Origin of the sequence: Nocardia sp. SSK8, assembly GCF_037034205.1 — a bacterium.
In the GTDB taxonomy this organism is placed as follows: Bacteria; Actinomycetota; Actinomycetes; order Mycobacteriales; family Mycobacteriaceae; genus Nocardia.
Map to the genome: position 1 here is coordinate 1 of NZ_JBAGKD010000008.1, position 18,769 is coordinate 18,769.

The following is an 18,769-nucleotide window of genomic DNA, read 5'->3' on the forward strand; positions in this document are numbered from 1 at the left end:
GGTGGATGCCTCGGAGTTGTCGGCGAACCTGGTCGTGGTCCAGGAACCGAAGGCCGAACCCGAGCCGGAACCCGAACCCGAGCCCGTCGCGGAGGTGGCCGAGGCCGCTGAGGCTGCGCCGAAGGCCGCGCCGACCGGTGGTGGTTTGGGTATGAAGGGTGCTGCGAAGGCGCCCGGTGGTGGCCTGGGTATGAAGGGTGCTGCCAAGGCGCCGGGTGCGAAGGCGCCTGCGGCTGAGGCTGCTCCGGCCAAGGGTCTGGGCATGAAGGACGGCGCCAAGGCGCCGGGGGCGAAGGTGGTGGTGGAAGGGCGGTGAACGGTGCCGGGGAGATCGGTTCAGGGTGAATGCAATCCGTGTGTTCGGGGAAACCCGTTGCTACCTTGCGTTTCTCGATGAGGAACAGCAAGGAGTCGCCGTGTCCCAGACACAACCCGAGCCGCGGCCGGGCAGCACATTCACGTGGAACGAGGACTGGCTGGCGACGATCGTCGGGCTGGCACTGCTCGCGCTCGTCCTGACCGGGGCCATCCCGGACTGGCTGGTGCCGTGATGAGCGAGCCGAAGACCACGTCCGAAACCGCCGCCGTGCAGGCCAACCCGCGGCCCACCGCCACCGATATCGTGTCGGGCCTCCTGATCGTGCTCGCCCTCGGCGCGCTGACCAGGATCTTCGACACCCAGGTCCCGCAGTGGGCGGTGGACACGCCCTTCCAGCGGGTGGCGAAAACGGTCGAGTACCCGGTATACGCGATCGCGATCGGTCTCGCGGGCAATGTGGTCCTCGCCAAACTGGGCCTGCGCGAACGGCTCTCGGCGGGGTTCCGCACCGAGTTCTTCATCAAGACCGGGGTGGTGCTGCTGGGAGCATCGATCAACCTGAAGATCCTGGTCACCGCGGCGGCCCCGGCGATCGTGCAGGCTCTGGCGCTGATCACCCTGGTGTTCGGGTTCACCTGGTGGTTCGGTGGCCTGCTCGGTCTCGACGACAAGCTGCGGGCGCTGCTGTCCTCGGCGGTGTCGATCTGCGGGGTGAGCGCGGCCATCGCGGCCGCGGGCGCCGTGCAGGCCCGGCGCGAGCAGATCGCCTACGCGGCCTCGCTGGTGATCATCTTCGCGCTGCCCTCGATCTTCCTGCTGCCCTGGCTGGCCGACGTGTTCGGGCTCTCCGACGCGGTCGCGGGCGCCTGGATCGGCGGCAATATCGACACCACCGCGGCCGTCGCGGCGGCGGGCGCGCTGACCGGTGAGGACTCGCTCAAGATCGCGACCATCGTCAAGACCACCCAGAACGCGCTCATCGGGATCGTCGCCATCGCGCTGACCGCCTGGTTCGCCTTCCGGGTGGAACGCACACCGGGCGCGGCCCGGCCTCGCCTCGGCGAATTCTGGGTCCGGTTCCCGAAATTCGTGCTCGGGTTCCTGGCCGCCTCGATCATCGGCACGCTGTATCTGCAGTCCGTCGACAAGGCGACCGGCGCCGCGCACATCGCCGTAGTCAACGATCTGCGCACCTGGTTCCTGATCCTGGCCTTCGTGTCCATCGGCCTGGAGTTCTCGGCGCGCGGCCTCCGCGAGGCGGGCTGGCGGCCGATCGTGGTGTTCGGCTCGGCCGCCGTGGTGAATCTGGTGCTGGGCCTGGGACTCTCGGTGCTGTTGTTCCACGACTTCACCGTGTGATCGGGCCCCGCGGGCGGTCAGGAACCCTGGCTGCCCGCGATCGCCTCGGCCTTGATGCGCTCGAACTGCTCGCCCATCCGCGCGGCCAGCGCCGTCGCGGCCGAGAGCGGACGCACCATCACGGTGAGCTCGTCGATCTTGCCGTTCTCGTCCAGGTGCACGAAATCGCAGCCACTGAGCTGCTTGCCGTCCACGGTCGCCTCGAACAGCAGCGCGTGATCGCTGCCCTCGCCGATCTCGCGCACATAGCGGAAGTCCTCGAATACCCGGATCACCGCGCGCAGGATGGCCGCGGTGATCGGCTTGCCCGGATAGGGCTGGAAGGCGACCGGACTGGTGAAGACCACGTCCTCGGCCAGCAGGGCCTCGATGGCGGCCTCGTCGCGGGCTTCGACGGCAGCGCGGAAAGGATGCATCAGCTCACCTCATATTCAACTAGTTGCATAGGGGTACCGGCAGCCTAACCCGATTCGGGGCGGTCCGGGAAGGAATCCGGCCGGGGAACGAAGCCTCAGACGTCCTCGGCGGGCCGCACCTCGGGCACGACCGGCTCGGTGGCGGCCGAATCCCGCTGGGGCCAGCCCGGATACGGCGGCGGCGTGCCACCGAACTCCGGGCACAGCGGCTTGAAGTCGCAGAACTTGCACAGCGCGTTGCGCTGCGCGGGGAAATCGCCGGTGCGGCCCGCGTCGAGAATGGCCCGCCAGAGCGCGACGAGGATGCGCTCGAAACGGTCGAGCTCCTCGCGGTCGGGGGCGTAGGTGAGCACGATCTTGTCGGCCAGGTAGATCAGGCGCAGCTGCGCGGGCACGATGCCGCGGGTGCGCAGGATGACCAGCGCGTAGAACTTGAGCTGGAACAGTGCGCGGGCCTCGTGCAGCGGACCGGGGGAGCGGCCGGTCTTGTAGTCGACCACCCGCAGCAGCCCGCTGGGGGCCACATCGATCCGGTCGACGAAACCGCGCAGCGGCACATCACCGTCGAGATCCACCTCGACGCGCTCCTCGAGCGACTCGGGCTCGAACCGGCGCGGATCCTCCAGCTCGTAGTAGCCCGCGACGAGCCGACGCACCTCCGCGAACAATGCCTCGGGTCCGCCCTCGGCCACCAGTTCGTCGAGCCCTTCGCGCCCGGCCCGCACCCGTTCCCAGGCATCGGGGACCAGGGCGGCCGCCTGCTCCGGATGCCGTTGCCCGGCCGGTAAGCCGAACAGGTCCTCGAGTACCGCGTGCACGACCGTGCCGCGCACCGCGGCCCGCGACGGCGGCTCCGGGACCCGATCGATCGCCCGCAGCCGGTATTTCAGCGGGCACTGCTTGAAATCGGCTGCCCGCGAAGGGGACAGCGCCGGACGCGACCGCGGGGACGACGCGACGACGGGGTCGCCGGACAGGGACACGGGCACCGGTGCTGACATACAGCGCAGGGTATCGGCACCCACCGACACCGAACGCCGCCTCGCGCCACACCGGTCGCACCTCACCCCGTGCGGCGGGGGTTCGCGCGGGCCTGGCAGGCTGGAGGTTTCCTGTCCGAGAGAACGGAGATCCATGACGGCCAGACGAACCGGTCCATTCACCATCGGGGACCGGGTGCAGCTGACCGATGCCAAGGGGCGCCTCTACACGGTGCTGCTGGAGGAGGGTAAGGAATTCCATACCCACCGGGGTGGCATCAAACACGACGACCTCATCGGCACCGACGAGGGCACCGTCGTGAAGTCCACCAACGGCACGCCCTACCTGGCGCTGCGCCCACTGCTCGTCGACTACGTGCTGTCGATGCCGCGCGGTGCCGCCGTGATCTACCCCAAGGACGCCGCCCAGATCGTGCACGAGGGCGATGTGTTCCCCGGTGCCCGGGTGCTCGAGGCCGGTGCGGGATCGGGCGCGCTGACCTGCTCGCTGCTGCGCGCGGTCGGCCCCGATGGCGAGGTGATCTCCTACGAGATCCGCGACGACCACGCCGAGCACGCCGTGCGCAATGTGGAGACCTTCTTCGGCGGGCGCCCGGACAACTGGTCACTGACCGTGGCCGACGTGGCCCAGTACGAGGGCCCGCAGGTCGACCGGGTGGTGCTGGACATGCTGGCGCCCTGGGACGCGCTGCCCGCGGTGTCCAAGGCGCTGGTGCCCGGTGGCGTGCTGATCGTCTACGTGGCCACCGTCACCCAGCTGTCCAAGGTGGTCGAGGCGCTGCGCGAACAGGAGTGCTGGACCGAGCCGCGCTCGTGGGAGTCGATGGTGCGCGGCTGGCACGTGGTCGGCCTGGCCGTGCGCCCGGAACACCGCATGCAGGGCCACACGGCGTTCCTGGTGAGCGCGCGCAGGCTGGCCGAGGGCACGGTCACGCCGAAGCCGCAGCGCCGTCCCTCGAAGGGCTGAGCCCGGCCGGTCGCGCGCGGGTGAGCACGCGCGCGACCAGCAGGCCGAGCGCCGCGCAGGCCAGCCAGCGGGCGCCCTCGGCGGTGATCCCGAAACGGGTGGCCTGCAGCAGCGCGCATCCGGCCGCGCTCACCGCGAGCACGGTCGCCGCGGAGTACGCGCCGCGCACCGGCGCGACGGTGTCGTCCCACCAGCGCAGCGGGGTGTTCTCCAGGCCGCGCAGCGCCAGGAACAGCAGCGCGGTGCCCGCGGCCGTCAGCACCAGTTGCGCGACGGTGAGCAGCCAGAATCCCGGCTGACCGGGATGGGTGCGGTGCAGCCCGGCCGCGTGCCCGAGGACCAGCACGGTGAGCAGGACCGGCATGTGCCACAGATACAGCGTCATGGCGCCGGTATTGCCGATCACCGTCACCCACCACACCCGCGGCCGCTCGGCCAGCCGACGCAGCCACGGCGCCGCGGCCACCGCCGCGCAGCACAGCACCACCGTGTGCCCGGCCAGCAGCAGTGACGGCGGCGCCAGATTCGACAGCCGCTGCCCCGGCACGGTGACCAGGCTCAGCTCGTAGGGACCCACCGCGACCAACAGCAGATCGGCGCCCAGCACCACCCCGGCGAGCACCGCCGCGGCCCGTCGCGTCAGCAGTCCGCGCAGATAGCCGATGCCGAGCACCGCCGGGATCAGCCAGACGACGAAATTCACATACCCGAGCTCGGCGGGCCCGCCGGTGAACCGCACCACATCCACCACCGCCGCGAGCACCGCGAGCCCGGCGACAGTGGCAAACATCCGGCGACCGGTCGTGATTACCGCCGCCAGCGCCGGGGTACACGCCAGCACCACCAGATACACCCCGAGAAACCAGAGCAGCTGGACGCTGGTGACCGCCAGCGGCCGCTGCCAGCCGGGCGCGAGCATTCGCTGCGCCACCGTCACCAGCACCGCCGAGGCCACCAGGAAATAGCCCAGCGGCCGCACCAGCCGCTGGGTGCGCCGGAACAGCCAGCCGCCCCACGACGTGCCCGGCCCGATTCCGCGCGCCCCGGCCGCCACCCCGGCGAAGAAGAACAGCGGCAGCACCTGCAACACCCAGGTCAGCGCCTGCAACGCGGGCAGATCGGCGAGCACGTTGCCGAACTCCACCCGTTCGCCGGTGAGCACCACCGTGAGCATCAGGCAGTGCCCGGCGACGACCACCAGCAGCGAGGACAACCGCACCAGATCCAGGAACCGGTCCCGATCGGCCGGAGTGTGCGCCGCGACAGTCGCGACACCGGGAAACACGTTCATGCCACCGACGATCGCAGAGTGCGCGCCCCGCGCACAGCGCAGAACTACTCAGCTGGGCGGTAGGGGGTCGTCCAGGGTGCGCTGGGCGTGAAAAACCCCGGGCCGGTGCCATCGACCCGGGGCGGCGAACGGAAGGCTCAGGCGGGCGCGCAGGGGGCCTGGGCGAAGCCGAGCAGCAGGCAGCCGCTGGTGTCGGAGATCTTCCAGGTGCCGTCGACCTGCTCCCAGGTGACCGGGAAGGCGGGCGCGGTGCCGTGCGGGGAGGTGATGGTCACGTCCGCGGTCGCGGTGTTTCCGCTGGTCACGACGTTGTCGACGGCGAAGGTGAGGGTGTAGCCGCCGAGCATGCCGTTCATCTGGTCGATATTGGCCTTACGGGCCTCGCCGTTGACGATCAGTTTCGCCTTGTCGTCGGTGGACACGGCCGGATCGCCGAACTGCACCAGTGTCTGCTTCAGCGTCTCGGCGGTGGGGGCGCCCGCGTTCTCGCCGGAGGGGGCCGGAGTTGCCGAATCGCTGGACGGAGCGGCCGCGATACTGGTACTGCTGCTGGTGGCCTTCGTCGAGGAATCATCGGAGTCGCCGCAACCGGTCAGCCCGACGGTCACGGCGAGTGCCGCAGCAGCGGTAGCGACGGTGACACGGACTGTGCGGGTAGGAAGGAGCATGCTCAGCAACCTTTCGGCTCGATGGCGAGTGCGTTCGCCGGGTGCCCCGCAGCGGGGTGTTAGGGGAGCCTAACACGCGGGCCGACGGGGGCGGATAGGGTCGTCACCGTACAAGATGTGATCACGACGAAACCATGTCGGAAAGCGAGAACGGACCGCGCCCGGTAGCGTTGAAAGACCGGGACTGGGAGGAGCAGCATCATGAGCCCCAACGAGAATTCGGATTCGGCGGCCTGGCGAGAGCTCGAGGCGGTACGCGCCGAGGCGGCTGCTCTCCGCAGGCAACTCGCCGACTCGCCGGATCGCGCACGCGAATTGGAAGCACGGATCGATTCGCTGACCATCCGCAACGGCAAGTTGATGGACACGCTCAAGGAAGCGCGTCAGCAGCTGATCGCCCTGCGTGAGGAAGTCGATCGCCTCGGTCAGCCGCCCAGCGGCTACGGCATCGTCATCCACACCTACGAGGATCAGACCGTCGACGTCTTCACCTCCGGTCGCAAGATGCGCCTGACCTGCTCGCCCAATATCGACGTCGCCACCCTCGAATACGGCCAGACCGTGCGCCTCAACGAGGCACTCACCGTGGTCGAGGCGGGCAATTTCGACGCCATCGGCGAAATCGGCACGCTGCGTGAGATTCTCGACGACGGCCGCCGCGCGCTGGTGGTCGGCCACGCCGACGAGGAGCGCGTGGTGTGGCTGTCCGGCCCGCTGTCCAAGATCGCCGAGTACGACGACATGGACGACCCCGATTCCCCGATTCGCAAACTGCGCCCGGGTGATTCGCTGCTGGTCGACACCAAGGCGGGCTTCGCCTTCGAGCGGGTGCCCAAGGCCGAGGTGGAAGACCTTGTGCTGGAAGAGGTTCCCGACGTCGACTACACCGACATCGGTGGCCTCGGCAGGCAGATCGAGCAGATCCGCGACGCGGTGGAACTGCCGTTCCTGCACAAGGATCTGTTCCGCGAGTACGCGCTGCGCCCGCCCAAGGGTGTGCTGCTCTACGGTCCGCCCGGCTGCGGTAAGACCCTGATCGCCAAGGCCGTCGCCAATTCGCTGGCCAAGAAGATCGCCGAAGCCCGCGGCGAGGACGCCAAGGAGGCCAAGTCCTTCTTCCTCAACATCAAGGGCCCCGAGCTGCTCAACAAGTTCGTCGGTGAGACCGAGCGCCACATCCGGATCATCTTCCAGCGGGCCCGTGAGAAGGCCTCCGAGGGCACCCCGGTGATCGTGTTCTTCGACGAGATGGACTCGATCTTCCGCACCCGCGGTTCGGGTGTCTCCTCCGATGTGGAGACCACCGTGGTGCCGCAGCTGCTCTCGGAGATCGACGGCGTCGAGGGCCTGGAGAACGTCATCGTGATCGGCGCCTCCAACCGCGAGGACATGATCGACCCCGCGATCCTGCGGCCCGGCCGCCTGGACGTGAAGATCAAGATCGAGCGGCCGGACGCGGAGTCGGCGCAGGACATCTTCTCCAAGTACCTCACCGAGACGCTGCCGCTGCACGTCGACGACGTCCAGGAGTTCGACGGCGACAAGGCCGCGTGCGTGGACGCGATGATCGAGAAGGTCGTCGACCGGATGTACGCCGAGAGCGATGACAACCGGTTTCTGGAGGTCACCTACGCCAATGGTGACAAGGAGGTCCTGTACTTCAAGGACTTCAACTCCGGCGCGATGATCCAGAACATCGTGGACCGGGCCAAGAAGTACGCGATCAAGTCGGTGCTCGACACGGGCAATCCCGGTCTGCGCATCCAGCACCTGTTCGACTCGATCGTCGACGAGTTCGCCGAGAACGAGGACCTGCCCAACACCACCAACCCCGACGACTGGGCGCGGATCTCCGGCAAGAAGGGCGAGCGGATCGTCTACATCCGCACCCTGGTCACGGGCAAGAACGCCTCGGCCAGCCGGGCGATCGACACCGAGTCGAATACGGGTCAGTACCTGTAGCAGCGCTACGAAAGGCCGCGTTCCCTCGCCGGGAACGCGGCCTTTTTCTTTTTTGCCGGTTTTTTCGCTTTCGGCCGAGTCGGACCCCGGCGCGGCCGGAAGTCGCTGCTAGTGTCGATTCCCGGCAACTGTTGATTCGCTGTTCGACATACCGCACGACAGGAGTGCCGCGCCATGCTGCTCGCCATGTCTCGTGAGGATCGAGAACGCTTCCTCGCCGCCCCTCGGATCGGTGTCCTGGCTGTCACCGATCTCCGGGGTGGTGATCGCGCACCGGTGACGGTGCCGGTCTGGTACGGCTACGAACCCGGCGGCGAGATCGTCGTCCAAACGGGCCGACATACGCTCAAGGCCGAATTGCTGCGTGTCAGTGGGCGATTCAGTCTCTGCGTGCAGGACGAACGGCGGCCGTACCGGTATGTCAGTGTCGCGGGGACGGTCACGGCCGTCGACGATCCGGTCGACCCGGCCGTGCGCGCCGCGCTGGCCGAACGTTATCTGGGCGCGGCCGAGGCCGGTGCCTATCTGGTGGCGACCGCCGCCCAGCTCACCGACGACATCGTCGTCCATCTGCGCCCCGAGCTCTGGCGCACCGCCGATTTCGCGGCCTTCGCGGCCGATTTCGCCGAGGCGGGCACTGTCGCGGGGCGCGACGAGCATCTCGCCTGATCTCGTACACACCGAGTAGCCGCCGCACGAACGGAGAAGTGCTTGGTGCCCATGACGTCTGTCTCGACCCTGCCCGTCGACGCGGGCTCCGCCTATCCCCGCGACGCCACCCTCCCGGCGCTGTTCCTGGCGCAGGCCGCCGCCCGGCCGGATGCCCTCGCGGCCCGCCACCACGACCGCGCCCTCACCTACGGCGAACTCGCCGGGCGCGCGCAGGCACTCACGGCCCGTCTGCTCGCCCGGGGTGTGGAGCCCGGTGAGCCGATCGGGGTGTGCGGGGGCCGTTCGCTGGAGGCGCTGGTGGCCGTGCTCGGCATTCTCGGCGCGGGCTGTGCCTATGTGCCGCTCGACGAGGAACTGCCACCCGCGCGGCGCCGGGCGATGGCCGAGGACGCGGGGCTGCGCCTGGCCGTCGGGCTGCCGGGCAGCTCGCGGCCGGTGCGCGGGGTGCGCACGCTCGCGCTGGACGACGAATCCGCCGCCGCGGCACCGGAATCCGCCGCGCCCGCCGCGTCGGCCACTGATCCCGCCTTTGTGGTGTTCACCTCGGGCACCACCGGCAGGCCCAAACCGGTGGTCGTCCCGCATCGGGGTGTGGTGCGGCTGGTCCTCGCCGACGAGCGGGTGCCCCGGCCGGGGCCGGGCGACCGGATCCTGCACGCCTACGGGCTGTCCTCGGATGCCTCCACCATCGAGATCTGGGGTGCGCTGCTCACCGGCGCGAGCCTGGTCCTGGTGGACCGGGCCGACCTGCTCGCCCCGGCCGCGCTGGCGCGGGTCCTCGCCGACGGCGGGGTGACGATCGCATACCTGACCACGAGCGTGTTCCATCTGCTCGCCCGCACCCGGCCCGAGACGGTGGCCGGGCTGCGGCTGGTCTCGGCGGGCGGGGAGGCGATGGACCCGCTGCTGGCCGGTGCGGTACAGGCCGCCTGTCCCGGCACGACCGTCGTGAACTTCTACGGCCCGACGGAGAATTCGGTGGTCTCCACCGCGCACGTCCTCGAACCCGGGCACCCGGGTCCGGTCCCCCTCGGACGCCCCTTCGGCGCCACGACCTGCCATGTCCTGCGCAGCGACGGGTCGCCAGCGGCACCCGGCGAGGAAGGGGAGCTGTATGTCGGCGGTGATGGGCTGGCGCTGGGCTATCTCGGTGACCCCGGGCTGACGGCCGAACGGTTCGTCCGGCTGCCCGCGCTGGAACCTGACGGGCCGCTGTATCGGACCGGTGATCGGGCGCGATGGACGGCCGAGGGGCTGCTGGAGTATCGCGGGCGGCTGGACCGGCAGGTGAAGGTCCGGGGCGTGCGGGTCGAGCTCGACGAGGTGGAAGCACGGTTACGCCTGCACCCGGAAGTCGGCGAAGCGGTGGTCGAGGCGGGGGAGTCCGGGCTCGCCGCGTACATCACCCCGGCGGCACCGGGACGTGCCCTGTCGGTGCCGCTGCTGCGCGCGTACTGCGCGGAATGGCTACCACCCCAGGCTGTTCCGCGGCTGATTCCGCTGGAGCAGCTACCGGTGACGAGTGGTGGAAAGGTCGACCGGTCGCGGTTGCCGAAAGCGGAGGGGGCGCATTCTGCTCGTCTCGCGGCCGATCACCTAGAGAAGAAGGCGCTTCCTGTTGGCGTGGCCGGTGATTGCGCGGGGGAGGAGGTGCTTCCTGCGGGTGTGGCCGGTGATTCCGCGGGGGAGGAGGTATTTCCCGCAGGTGTGGCGGGTGATTACGCGGGGGAAGAGATGCGTCCCGCAGATGCGGCCGGTGATCGCGCGCGGGAGGAGGTGCATTCCGTGGGCGTCGCCGCCGACTGTGCTGCGGAGGGGGTGTTTCCTGGGGGGTGCGCGGTCGAATGTGTGGCGGTGGGGAGCGACGCGGTGGGTGAGGGGGGAGTGGCTGGGTTGCGTGCGGTGGTGGCCGAGGTGTGGTGGCAGGTGCTGCGGGTACGGCCGGGGCCCGGTGATGAATTCTTCGCGCTCGGTGGGGATTCGCTGCTCGCGGCCGAGGCGGTCACGCGGACGCTTGCCGTGCTGGATCTCGACGCGGCGCTGGGTTCCGGGCTGGTTCGGGCATTGCTGGACGCGCCGACCCTCGATGGATTCGTGGCGGCGGTGGCCGAGGTTCGTGGTGGTGGGGGTGGGGCGGCGGTGCCGGAGGTCGACTTCGATCGGGAGATCGTGCTCGGTGTCGACTTCGCGCCGGTGCGGGGACCGGCACCGTGCCCGGCCGACCCGGCGGACGTCTTGCTCACCGGCGCATCGGGATTCGTCGGGGCGTTTCTGCTGGACCGGTTGTTGCGGTCGACCTCCGCGCGCATCCACTGCCCGGTGCGCGCGACCGGGCGGGCCCGCGCCGAACAGCGGGTGCGTACGGCGCTGGCGCGGTACGGGCTGCGTCCCGACCCGGCGGCCTGGCAGCGGGTGGAGTGCTTCCCGGGCGAGCTGACCGAGCCTCGCCTCGGGTTGGCGCCGGAGCACGCGGACCGGCTGGCCGACACCGTCGACCTGGTGATCCACAGCGCCGCGCACGTCAACTTCGTCTATCCGTACGCCGCCCTGCGGGCCGCTAATGTGGACGGGACCAGGGAGATCGTGCGGATCGCGGCGCCTCGGCGGGTACCGGTGCATTTCCTGTCGACCGTGGCCGTGCTGGCCGGATTCGGTGCGGCGGGGATCCGGGAGGTCGCCGAGGACCGGCCGCTGGCCCACGCCGACGGGCTCACCATGGGATACGCCGAGAGCAAATGGGTCGCCGAGGGTGTCCTGCGGGAGGCGGCGCGGCAGGGACTGCCGGTGACGGTGTACCGGCCCTACGAGGTGATGGGTGACCGGGCGACCGGGGTCTGCAATACCGACACCGCCCTGTGCTCGCTGTTCCAGACCATCGCCGAGACCGGGCTCGCCCCGGATATCGCGCTGCCGATGGACTTCGTGCCGGTGGACCACCTCGCCGAATGTGTCGTCCACATCGCTACGCGTGAGCGGGGCGCGGGCCGGGTACACCACCTCACCAATCCGCGCCCGGCGCTGCTCGCGGACGTACTGGACCGGATGCGGGTGGCCGGTTTCGCGGTGCGCACCCTGCCGTACGCGCAGTGGGTCGGCGAGCTGGTGCGGTACGTGGCCGAGCATCCGGCGAGCGCGACCGCGCCGTTCGTGCCGCTGTGCGTCGATCGCAGCCGCACCGCGGACATGTCGGTCAAGGAGATGTTTCTCGCGGAGACCTTCCCGGTGCTCGGCCGCGCCAACATCGAGGCCGCGCTGGCGGACAGCGGATTGCACTGCCCGCCGGTGGATTCCGCGCTCATCGACCACTACCTCGGTTATCTGCTGGCCTGCGGGTATCTGCGCACACCGGTGGGGAGTCGCGGATGAGCGAGCGGGTGATCGATGTTCCCGCCGTCGCGCCGGGCACCGCGGGGCCGCCGGGTGACTACGCCCGGCTGCGTGTCGAGGAGCCCGTAGCCCGGGTGCGGCTGCCCAATGGCGAGACCGGGTGGCTGCTCAGCCGGTACGACGACGCGCGCGCCGCCTTCGCCGACCCCCGGCTGACCCGGCCGCTGCTGTCGGCCTGGCCACCCCGCCCCGGCGCCGCACCCCCGTGCCTGCCGACCTTCCTCGAGATGACCGGCGACCACCACGAGCGGGTGCGCCGCGCGGTCCTGCCGCTGTTCGGCCGCCGCGCACTGGAATTCGCCGGGCCGCGCATCCGCACCATGGCCGAGACCCTGCTCGACACCATGGTCGCGGACGCGCCGGACCGCACGGCCGACCTGGTCGCCGCCTACGTCGAACCGCTGCCGCTGCGGGTGCTGTGCGAGGTCACCGGGCTGCCCGAGGCGGATCGGGACCGCTACCTGCCGCACACCCTCGCTCTGCTCGGCGCCGCCGGGCTCACCCAGGAGGAGGTCCTGGCCTCGCTGTCCGCGCTGCAGGACTACGCCGACGAGCTCATCACCCGGGCGGAACGCGGGGCCGAGGGAATGCTCGGGGTACTGCTCGCCGAAAGCGGTTGTCCCGGTGGCGCGTTGACCCGCGACGATGTCGTCAGCTTCGTCGTCACCATGCTCATGGCCGGATACAAGACCACCATGCAGCACACCGGCAACGCCCTGCTGGTCCTGCTCTCCCGCCCCGGCACCCTGGCCTGGCTGCGCGACAACCCCGCCGCGCTCGGCACCACCGTCGACGAGCTGCTGCGGTTCGTGCCACTCATGAACGCCATCAATATTCTCGTGGCCACCGAGGACTTCACCCTGCACGGCACGCGGATTCGCGCCGGGGACGCGGTGGTGCCGGTGCCCGCCGCGGCCAACCGCGACCCCACCGCCTTCACCGACCCCGACCGTTTCGACCCGACGCGCTCACCCAACCCGCACCTCGCCTTCGGCCACGGCCCACACCTGTGCACCGGCGGGCACCTGACCCGCCTGCAACTGGCCATCGTGCTCGAGGTGCTCCTCGAACGGCTGCCCGGCATCGAACTCGCGGTGCCCGCCGCCGCGATCGACTGGGACGAATCGACACCCCTGCGCGCCCCCGCGCGCCTGCCCGTGCGCTGGTGACCGCACCGACCTGTCCGCCGAGAGAAGGGCTCCCGTGACCACCTCCCTGCGCTATCCGTTCAGCACCGACGGCGACCGTCTCGCCCCGGAACTCCTCGACCTGCAGCGCCGGTGCCCGGTGGCGCGGGTCGGCACCAATTCCGGCACCGACGCCTGGTTGATCACCGGCTACGAGCAGGCCAGACACGTCCTGCGCGATCGGGCGTTCGCGCGCTCGGTGCTCGGCGAGGTCACCAGCCCGACCCAGGACGTCCCGATCCTGGCCCCGGAAATACTCGATGTCATGAACTACCTGCGGCGGGCCGGACTGCGCGACGAGGTCGTCCACGCCCTCGGCCGCGACCTGCCCGACCTCCCGACCGGCTGGGTCGCCGAGGTCACCGAGGACGGATTGGCCGCCCTGATCGCGGCGGGGGCACCGGGTGACCTGCAACGCTGGTTCGCGGAATGGGTTGCCGCGCAGTGCCTGTGCCGGTTGCTCGGGCTGCCGTTCGAGGACCACCGGTGGCTGGCCGAACGAGCCGACACCGACCTCACCATGGTGACGTACTCCCCGGACGAACTGGCCCGCAACTGGGAACAGCTGCGCGACTACCTCCACGAACACATGGCCACCCGCCGTCCCGGCGCGCCACGGGGACTGGCCGATCGGCTCGCCGATCGCAATACCGGACCGGACCGGCTCACCGACCGGCAACTGTCGAATATCGTCTCGGTGCTGTTCGTCAGCGGCTACGAGGATTTCGCGAGTTTCCTCGGCGTGGCCGCGTTCAACCTGCTCCAGCGCCCGGACACGATGGCCGAGGTCAGGGCCGAGCCCGCGCTGATGCCGCGCTGCGTGGAGGAATTGCTGCGCCGCAGTGTCGTGCTGGGCAATGGCATTCCGCGCTATGTCACGCGGGACACGCGATTGCATTCGGTGGACCTCGCGCAGGGTGATCTGGTGTTGCTGTCGCTGGACGCCGTCAATGCCGACCCGGCCGTCTTCGCCGACGCCGACGACTTCGACCCGCTGCGCGCACCGAACCCCCATCTGCGATTCGGTCACGGTCGTCACCACTGCCCCGGGGCACTCCTGGTGCGCCGCAATGCCGCGATCGCCTTCGGCGTTCTGCTCGACCGGCTGCCGGGAATCCGCCTGGCCGTGCCGGTCGCCGAGGTGCCCTGGCAGCCGAACCGGATGGCGATCATGGCCGCGGGAATTCCCGTCGAATGGTGACCTAGGCGACGCGGGGAAATTCGATCTCGATGCCGATAAAGGGCATCGAGGAATTCGTCGTCGGTGTCCGAACAATGGCGTCGTCCCGATAGTAGAAATTATTCGCAGAATTAATTGAGAGAATGCTGTTGACGATATTTCCGATCGTGTTAGAGTCGTCAGCGCAAGATGGCAGTCTCCGAAATGCAGTATCCAACTACGAATTTGAGGAGCAACTTCATGCGTTCTGTCAAGACCGGTGCCTTCGCTGTCGCGTTCGCCACCCTTTCCGTCCTCGGTGCGGGAATGGCCAACGCGGAGCCCATCGCAGTGACCGAAGAGATCTTCGATTGCGCGCTCCAGGCGGAGCTGACCGACGCCACGCTCACGGAATTGCATGTCGCGATCGGCACGGAGGTCGAACTGTCGGCGGAAGCGGCGGCTGAACTCGGCGAGACGGGCTGCGTCTAGCGGCGCGTCGTCCGAGCGGATCGGTCCGGCAGCCGAGCGGCGGCCGGGCCGATCCGTCTTTCCGGTCCGGTCGAGGTCACCCGCCATTTTTCGCGAAAACGCTGCGCCCAGCAGAGTGGATAGGACATGCTTCACATGTTCGTCTCACCTGATGAGGACTTGTACCCGAGGAGTGTTTGCCATGACCGGTTCGGCCGCTGATTTCCTGACCGAAGTGATCCTGCTGACGATCCAGAACCTGTTCAGCTCGATCAGCGCGGGCTGATCCCCCCAGCCGCGCCGAGGGCCGCGACTCCCCACCGGGTGTCGCGGCCCTCGGTCGTTTCTCAGCCCTGCGCGGTGGTCACCGCGTCGAAGACGACATCGGCGACCGGGGTGCCGTCCGGCCCGCCGCCGACCACGCCCGCGTCGGCGATGGTGGTCAGCGCGTCCAGGCCCGCGGTGACGCGGCCGAACGGGGTGTAGTTCGGCGGCAGCTGGGTGTCGCGGTAGACCAGGAAGAACTGGCTGCCGTTGGTGCCCGGCCCGGCATTGGCCATGGCGACGGTGCCCGCCGGATAGACCGCGCCCGCGAGGTTCTCGTCGGTGAACTGGTAGCCGGGGCCGCCCCGGCCGGTCGCGGTCGGATCGCCGCACTGCAGCACGTAGATGCCCTCGGTGGTGAGGCGGTGGCAGCGGGTGTGGTCGAAATAGCCCTCGCCCGCGAGGAAGACGAACGAGTTCACCGTGCGGGGCGCGGCGGCGGCGTCGAGATCGACGGTCACCGTGCCGCAGGTGGTCTCCAGGGTCGCGGTGTACGCGGCCGCGGGGTCGATGGTGAGCGCGGGCTCGACCGGCCACTGCTTGCCGTTGGGTTCGCCCGCGACGGCGGGGGAGCAGCCGGGCACGACCGTCTGCTGGACAGGCGCGGTGTGGGCGGCCGGTGCCACGGCCACCAGGGTCGCCGCGGCGGCGGCGAGGCCGAACAGGGTGCGGCGGAGGGATCGGTCCTGCGAATGGCTGCTCACCTTGACGGTGTCTCCTCGGGCTGGGTGGAACCGGACGATGTACCGCGCATCCTGCCAGTAGCCGCCGTCACACGGGCGGGGACCACCGGATCGTCACGAGGCCGCAGCACGACGGGCTACTAGGCTGGGGCTCATGACGTCTGGGCACACCGAGATCTGGCACAACCCGCGCTGTAGCAAGAGCCGCACCGCCACCGCGCACCTCGACGCCACCGGCGTGGACTACACGGTGCGCCGCTATCTCGACGACCCGCCGACCGTCGCCGAACTGCGCGCGGTGCTGGCCCGGCTGGGCGCCGAGCCGTGGGACATCACCCGGACCGGCGAGGACATCGCCAAGGAACTCGGCCTGGCGAGCTGGGGGCGCACCCCGGCCGATCGCGACCGCTGGCTCGGCGCGCTGGCCGAGCATCCGAAGCTGATCCAGCGCCCGATCGTGCTCACCGCCGACGGCGGCGCGGTGGTCGCCAGGGATGCCGAATCGCTGCGCGCGCTCGATTGATCGGCGGTTGCCCGAAGATAACCATTCGGGCACGGACGTAACGTCGTACGCGAATCTCATGATGTAGGTCACATCAGCGGGACGTGGTGTCCCGAGGCCGATATCGAACCGAGCGTGGATCTGCCGACGGGTGCGAGTGCGGGACCTCCACGCATGGGAGGTAGTCATGAAATCGCTTCGCAAGCTCGCCGTCGGCGTCACCGCCGCCGGGCTCATCGGTGCCTCGACCCTGCTCGCCGGGCCGGTCCAGGCGCAGCCGCCAGGGCACTGTTCGGTCAACCCGATCGCGGGCACCGGCGCGTTCTCGCAGTGCGGTGACCCGGTCTGGCATCAGGTGCGGGTGACCTGCTGGGCCTGGTGGAACTGGTTCAGCAGCTATGAGCGCTACGGCCAGCCCGCGTTCGGTGGCTTCCACTCCGAAACGGCCTGCGACCTGCCGTTCAGCATGCAGACCTGGCAGGTGCTCACCTGGTGATCCCGATGTCGTCGGGCAGCAGGCCGGGCAGCAGCAGCCGGGTGTCGGGGACGAACGGCCGGGCCGGATCCCGCAGCAGCGCGCGGAGTTCGGCGATCTCACACCACCAGCCCTCGGCGATCTCCGAGGGCTGGTGGCGCACCGGACCGTCGTGACGCACCTCGTAGCCGAACAGGTGGCAGCGCAGCGGACGGCCCGCCCACTCGCCGTCCCAGGACGCGCTCGCGCGTAACGGCAACCGGGTGCCCGCGGGCAGCGCGATGCCGAGTTCCTCGCGCAGTTCGCGCACGGCGGTGTCGGCCGGATCCTCGCCCGCGTCCACCACGCCGCCCGCCAGGCAGTCGTACAGGCCGCCGAAGACGAGTTTGCTGTCGGTACGCCGGTGCGCGTAGATCCGGCGGCCGTCCCCGGATCGGACCAGCACGCCCGCGCTGGCATGCCACAGTCCGTCGCGGTAGACGGTGCCGCGATCGGCGGCACCGACCACCGCGCCCGCGGCGTCGTAGACGGCGAGCAGTTCGGATTCGGGGTGCGCGGACACCGGCCGAGACTAGCGGCGGCGCGGTTTCGCTCCCGGACGCGGTGCGCTGGCACGCGCTGCCGCCGTGGCAGTCGCTGCCGCGGCGCTCGCCTCCGCGGCGAGCACCCGCCGCAGGACGTACTGCTGCCCGCACGTCCACACCGCGTTGGTGGCGAAGTAGACCAGCACGGCGACCGGCATGATCGCCCCGCTGACCAGCGCGCCCGCCGGGAACACCCACAGCGACAGCGTCCGCATCACCGCGGCCGTGCTGTCGGTGCCGACCGGCGCGAACCGGGCGGTGAGATGGGTGGCCACGGCCGCCAGCAGTGCCAGCGGGACGGCCAGCGCGGCCACCGAGATCAGCACGTCGCCCGCGCCGGACAGCGTGGCCGACAGCGGTGCGCCGAACAGCCGCGCATCGAGGAAGGCGCCGACCTCCGGGGCGCCGAACAGGTAGTTGGCCGTCGCGCGATTGGCCTCGTCGGTGAGTGGCGAGCTGGTCGACGCGAACGGGCCGATCGCCGACGCGCCGGTCCGGTCGAAGGAACGCAGCACGTGGAACAGGCCGAGGAACACCAGCGCCTGGCCCAGGAGCGGGAGCAGGCCCGCGAACAGGCGGACCCCGTGCTCACGGTGCAGGTCGCGGATCGCGGTGGCCTGGGCCCGCGGATCGTCGCGGTGGGTCTTGCGCAGGCGGTCGATGCGTGGTTGCAGCGTGCGCAGAACCACTTGTGACCTGGCCTGCCGGAACGACGGGACGATCAGCAGCGCGCGCACGGTGACCACGAGTGCCACCACGGCCAGCAGCCAGGCCAGGCCGTCGGCCGGGCCGAGGGGGAGGGCGAAGAGCCGGTGCCAGCACCACAGCAGGGCGGACACGGGGACATAGACGATATCGAGCATGACGGAACGACCTGTCCGGACGGCGTGCGAGGACGCACGCGAAAGGGGGAGGGGATCACGGAATCCGACAGGTCGCGCCACAGCGGCCTGTCAGCGGTGATCGGCTCCCGGTGCCCGGGGTCGTGGACGGCCCGCGGCGTCCGGATTGCTCTGCGGCAGGAAGGCGCCGCGCAGCCTGCGCTGGGCGGAGCGGGGTGGGCCCGTGGTGACGACCCGCACGGGCAGCCGCGCCTGCGTGGTGACGGCGGCGAGCGCGCAGACCATCGCCGCGGCGACGGCACCGAAGGCCAGTGCCCTGGCGTCCTCGCCGCCCGGTACGGTGAGTAGCACGAAGGCGGGCAGCAGGCACGCGAGAATCGCGTACGCCATCACCGTCGCCCGCTCCCGCATGCCGCCGAGCATACCCGGCGCCGCGGAGCCCCCCCGGGCGGCGAGATTGGTGGAACACCATGTCACGGACAATTCCCGCACGCGTATCG

Annotated in this window: 20 protein-coding genes; 12 read left to right on the top strand and 8 right to left on the bottom strand. The window is 70.1% G+C overall.

Features of this window, described 5'->3' with window-relative positions; translation table 11 throughout:
• The 3 genes from WA675_RS16705 to WA675_RS16715 form a co-directional block, all read left to right on the top strand.
• On the top strand, positions 1 to 316 hold a 316-nt coding region (locus tag WA675_RS16705; RefSeq protein WP_336085473.1), incomplete at its 5' end, for a hypothetical protein.
• Between the two features lie 100 nt (positions 317 to 416).
• Complete coding sequence (locus tag WA675_RS16710; protein WP_336085474.1) at positions 417 to 551, top strand: hypothetical protein; 135 nt, start codon at positions 417 to 419, stop codon at positions 549 to 551.
• Positions 551 to 1,678, top strand: a complete 1,128-nt coding sequence (locus tag WA675_RS16715) for a YeiH family protein (protein WP_336085475.1) — start codon at positions 551 to 553, stop codon at positions 1,676 to 1,678. The genes WA675_RS16710 and WA675_RS16715 overlap by 1 nt, the downstream gene beginning before the upstream one ends.
• A 17-nt stretch (positions 1,679 to 1,695) precedes the next feature.
• Here the strand turns inward: WA675_RS16715 and WA675_RS16720 are convergent, their stop codons facing one another.
• The gene (locus WA675_RS16720) at positions 1,696 to 2,094 is read right to left on the bottom strand and encodes a nuclear transport factor 2 family protein (protein ID WP_336085476.1); all 399 of its coding nucleotides are present in this window, start codon (positions 2,092 to 2,094) and stop codon (positions 1,696 to 1,698) included.
• Between the two features lie 95 nt (positions 2,095 to 2,189).
• Positions 2,190 to 3,095, bottom strand: a complete 906-nt coding sequence (locus tag WA675_RS16725) for a RecB family exonuclease (protein WP_336085477.1) — start codon at positions 3,093 to 3,095, stop codon at positions 2,190 to 2,192.
• A 133-nt stretch (positions 3,096 to 3,228) separates the two neighbouring features.
• Here WA675_RS16725 and WA675_RS16730 point away from each other — a divergent pair, with 133 nt between their 5' ends.
• Positions 3,229 to 4,062 (top strand): tRNA (adenine-N1)-methyltransferase, encoded by an 834-nt coding sequence (locus WA675_RS16730; protein WP_336085478.1) that lies wholly within the window; start codon positions 3,229 to 3,231, stop codon positions 4,060 to 4,062.
• On the opposite strand, the gene WA675_RS16735 is transcribed toward WA675_RS16730, so the two are convergent.
• The gene (locus WA675_RS16735) at positions 4,025 to 5,353 is read right to left on the bottom strand and encodes an acyltransferase family protein (protein ID WP_336085479.1); all 1,329 of its coding nucleotides are present in this window, start codon (positions 5,351 to 5,353) and stop codon (positions 4,025 to 4,027) included. The genes WA675_RS16730 and WA675_RS16735 overlap by 38 nt on opposite strands.
• 137 nt (positions 5,354 to 5,490) lie before the next feature.
• Positions 5,491 to 6,021 carry a hypothetical protein gene (locus WA675_RS16740; RefSeq protein WP_336085480.1) on the bottom strand — a complete coding sequence of 177 codons (531 nt, stop codon included), beginning with the start codon at positions 6,019 to 6,021 and terminating at the stop codon, positions 5,491 to 5,493.
• Positions 6,022 to 6,222: 201 nt separating this feature from the next.
• Here WA675_RS16740 and arc point away from each other — a divergent pair, with 201 nt between their 5' ends.
• The 6 genes from arc (at position 6,223) to WA675_RS16770 (ending at position 14,880) form a co-directional block, all read left to right on the top strand.
• Positions 6,223 to 7,983 (top strand): proteasome ATPase, encoded by a 1,761-nt coding sequence (arc, locus tag WA675_RS16745; RefSeq protein ID WP_336085481.1) that lies wholly within the window; start codon positions 6,223 to 6,225, stop codon positions 7,981 to 7,983.
• Positions 7,984 to 8,169: 186 nt separating this feature from the next.
• On the top strand, positions 8,170 to 8,652 hold the full coding sequence (locus tag WA675_RS16750; RefSeq protein WP_336085482.1) for a pyridoxamine 5'-phosphate oxidase family protein: 483 nt from the start codon (positions 8,170 to 8,172) through the stop codon (positions 8,650 to 8,652).
• 51 nt (positions 8,653 to 8,703) lie between these two features.
• Positions 8,704 to 12,021 carry an amino acid adenylation domain-containing protein gene (locus WA675_RS16755; protein WP_336085483.1) on the top strand — a complete coding sequence of 1,106 codons (3,318 nt, stop codon included), beginning with the start codon at positions 8,704 to 8,706 and terminating at the stop codon, positions 12,019 to 12,021.
• Positions 12,018 to 13,211 (top strand): cytochrome P450, encoded by a 1,194-nt coding sequence (locus WA675_RS16760; RefSeq protein WP_336085484.1) that lies wholly within the window; start codon positions 12,018 to 12,020, stop codon positions 13,209 to 13,211. Before WA675_RS16755 ends, WA675_RS16760 begins: the two co-directional genes overlap by 4 nt.
• Before the next feature lie 34 nt (positions 13,212 to 13,245).
• Positions 13,246 to 14,430, top strand: a complete 1,185-nt coding sequence (locus WA675_RS16765) for a cytochrome P450 (RefSeq protein WP_336085485.1) — start codon at positions 13,246 to 13,248, stop codon at positions 14,428 to 14,430.
• A gap of 219 nt (positions 14,431 to 14,649) precedes the next feature.
• The gene (locus WA675_RS16770) at positions 14,650 to 14,880 is read left to right on the top strand and encodes a hypothetical protein (RefSeq protein WP_336085486.1); all 231 of its coding nucleotides are present in this window, start codon (positions 14,650 to 14,652) and stop codon (positions 14,878 to 14,880) included.
• Between the two features lie 326 nt (positions 14,881 to 15,206).
• On the opposite strand, the gene WA675_RS16775 is transcribed toward WA675_RS16770, so the two are convergent.
• On the bottom strand, positions 15,207 to 15,887 hold the full coding sequence (locus WA675_RS16775; protein ID WP_336085487.1) for a peptidylprolyl isomerase: 681 nt from the start codon (positions 15,885 to 15,887) through the stop codon (positions 15,207 to 15,209).
• Positions 15,888 to 16,020: 133 nt separating this feature from the next.
• On the opposite strand from WA675_RS16775, the gene WA675_RS16780 reads away from it, so the two are divergent.
• Positions 16,021 to 16,389 (top strand): arsenate reductase family protein, encoded by a 369-nt coding sequence (locus WA675_RS16780; protein ID WP_336085488.1) that lies wholly within the window; start codon positions 16,021 to 16,023, stop codon positions 16,387 to 16,389.
• A 166-nt stretch (positions 16,390 to 16,555) separates the two neighbouring features.
• Positions 16,556 to 16,864 carry a hypothetical protein gene (locus WA675_RS16785; RefSeq protein WP_336085489.1) on the top strand — a complete coding sequence of 103 codons (309 nt, stop codon included), beginning with the start codon at positions 16,556 to 16,558 and terminating at the stop codon, positions 16,862 to 16,864.
• On the opposite strand, the gene WA675_RS16790 is transcribed toward WA675_RS16785, so the two are convergent.
• From WA675_RS16790 to WA675_RS16800, 3 genes are all read right to left on the bottom strand, one after another.
• Positions 16,854 to 17,405, bottom strand: coding sequence for an NUDIX hydrolase (locus WA675_RS16790; RefSeq protein WP_336085490.1), 552 nt, complete (start codon positions 17,403 to 17,405; stop codon positions 16,854 to 16,856). The genes WA675_RS16785 and WA675_RS16790 overlap by 11 nt on opposite strands.
• 9 nt (positions 17,406 to 17,414) lie before the next feature.
• Positions 17,415 to 18,290, bottom strand: coding sequence for a membrane protein insertase YidC (gene yidC, locus WA675_RS16795; RefSeq protein ID WP_336085491.1), 876 nt, complete (start codon positions 18,288 to 18,290; stop codon positions 17,415 to 17,417).
• Between the two features lie 90 nt (positions 18,291 to 18,380).
• Positions 18,381 to 18,680, bottom strand: coding sequence for a DUF6412 domain-containing protein (locus WA675_RS16800; protein ID WP_336085492.1), 300 nt, complete (start codon positions 18,678 to 18,680; stop codon positions 18,381 to 18,383).
• Positions 18,681 to 18,769: the final 89 nt, after the last annotated feature.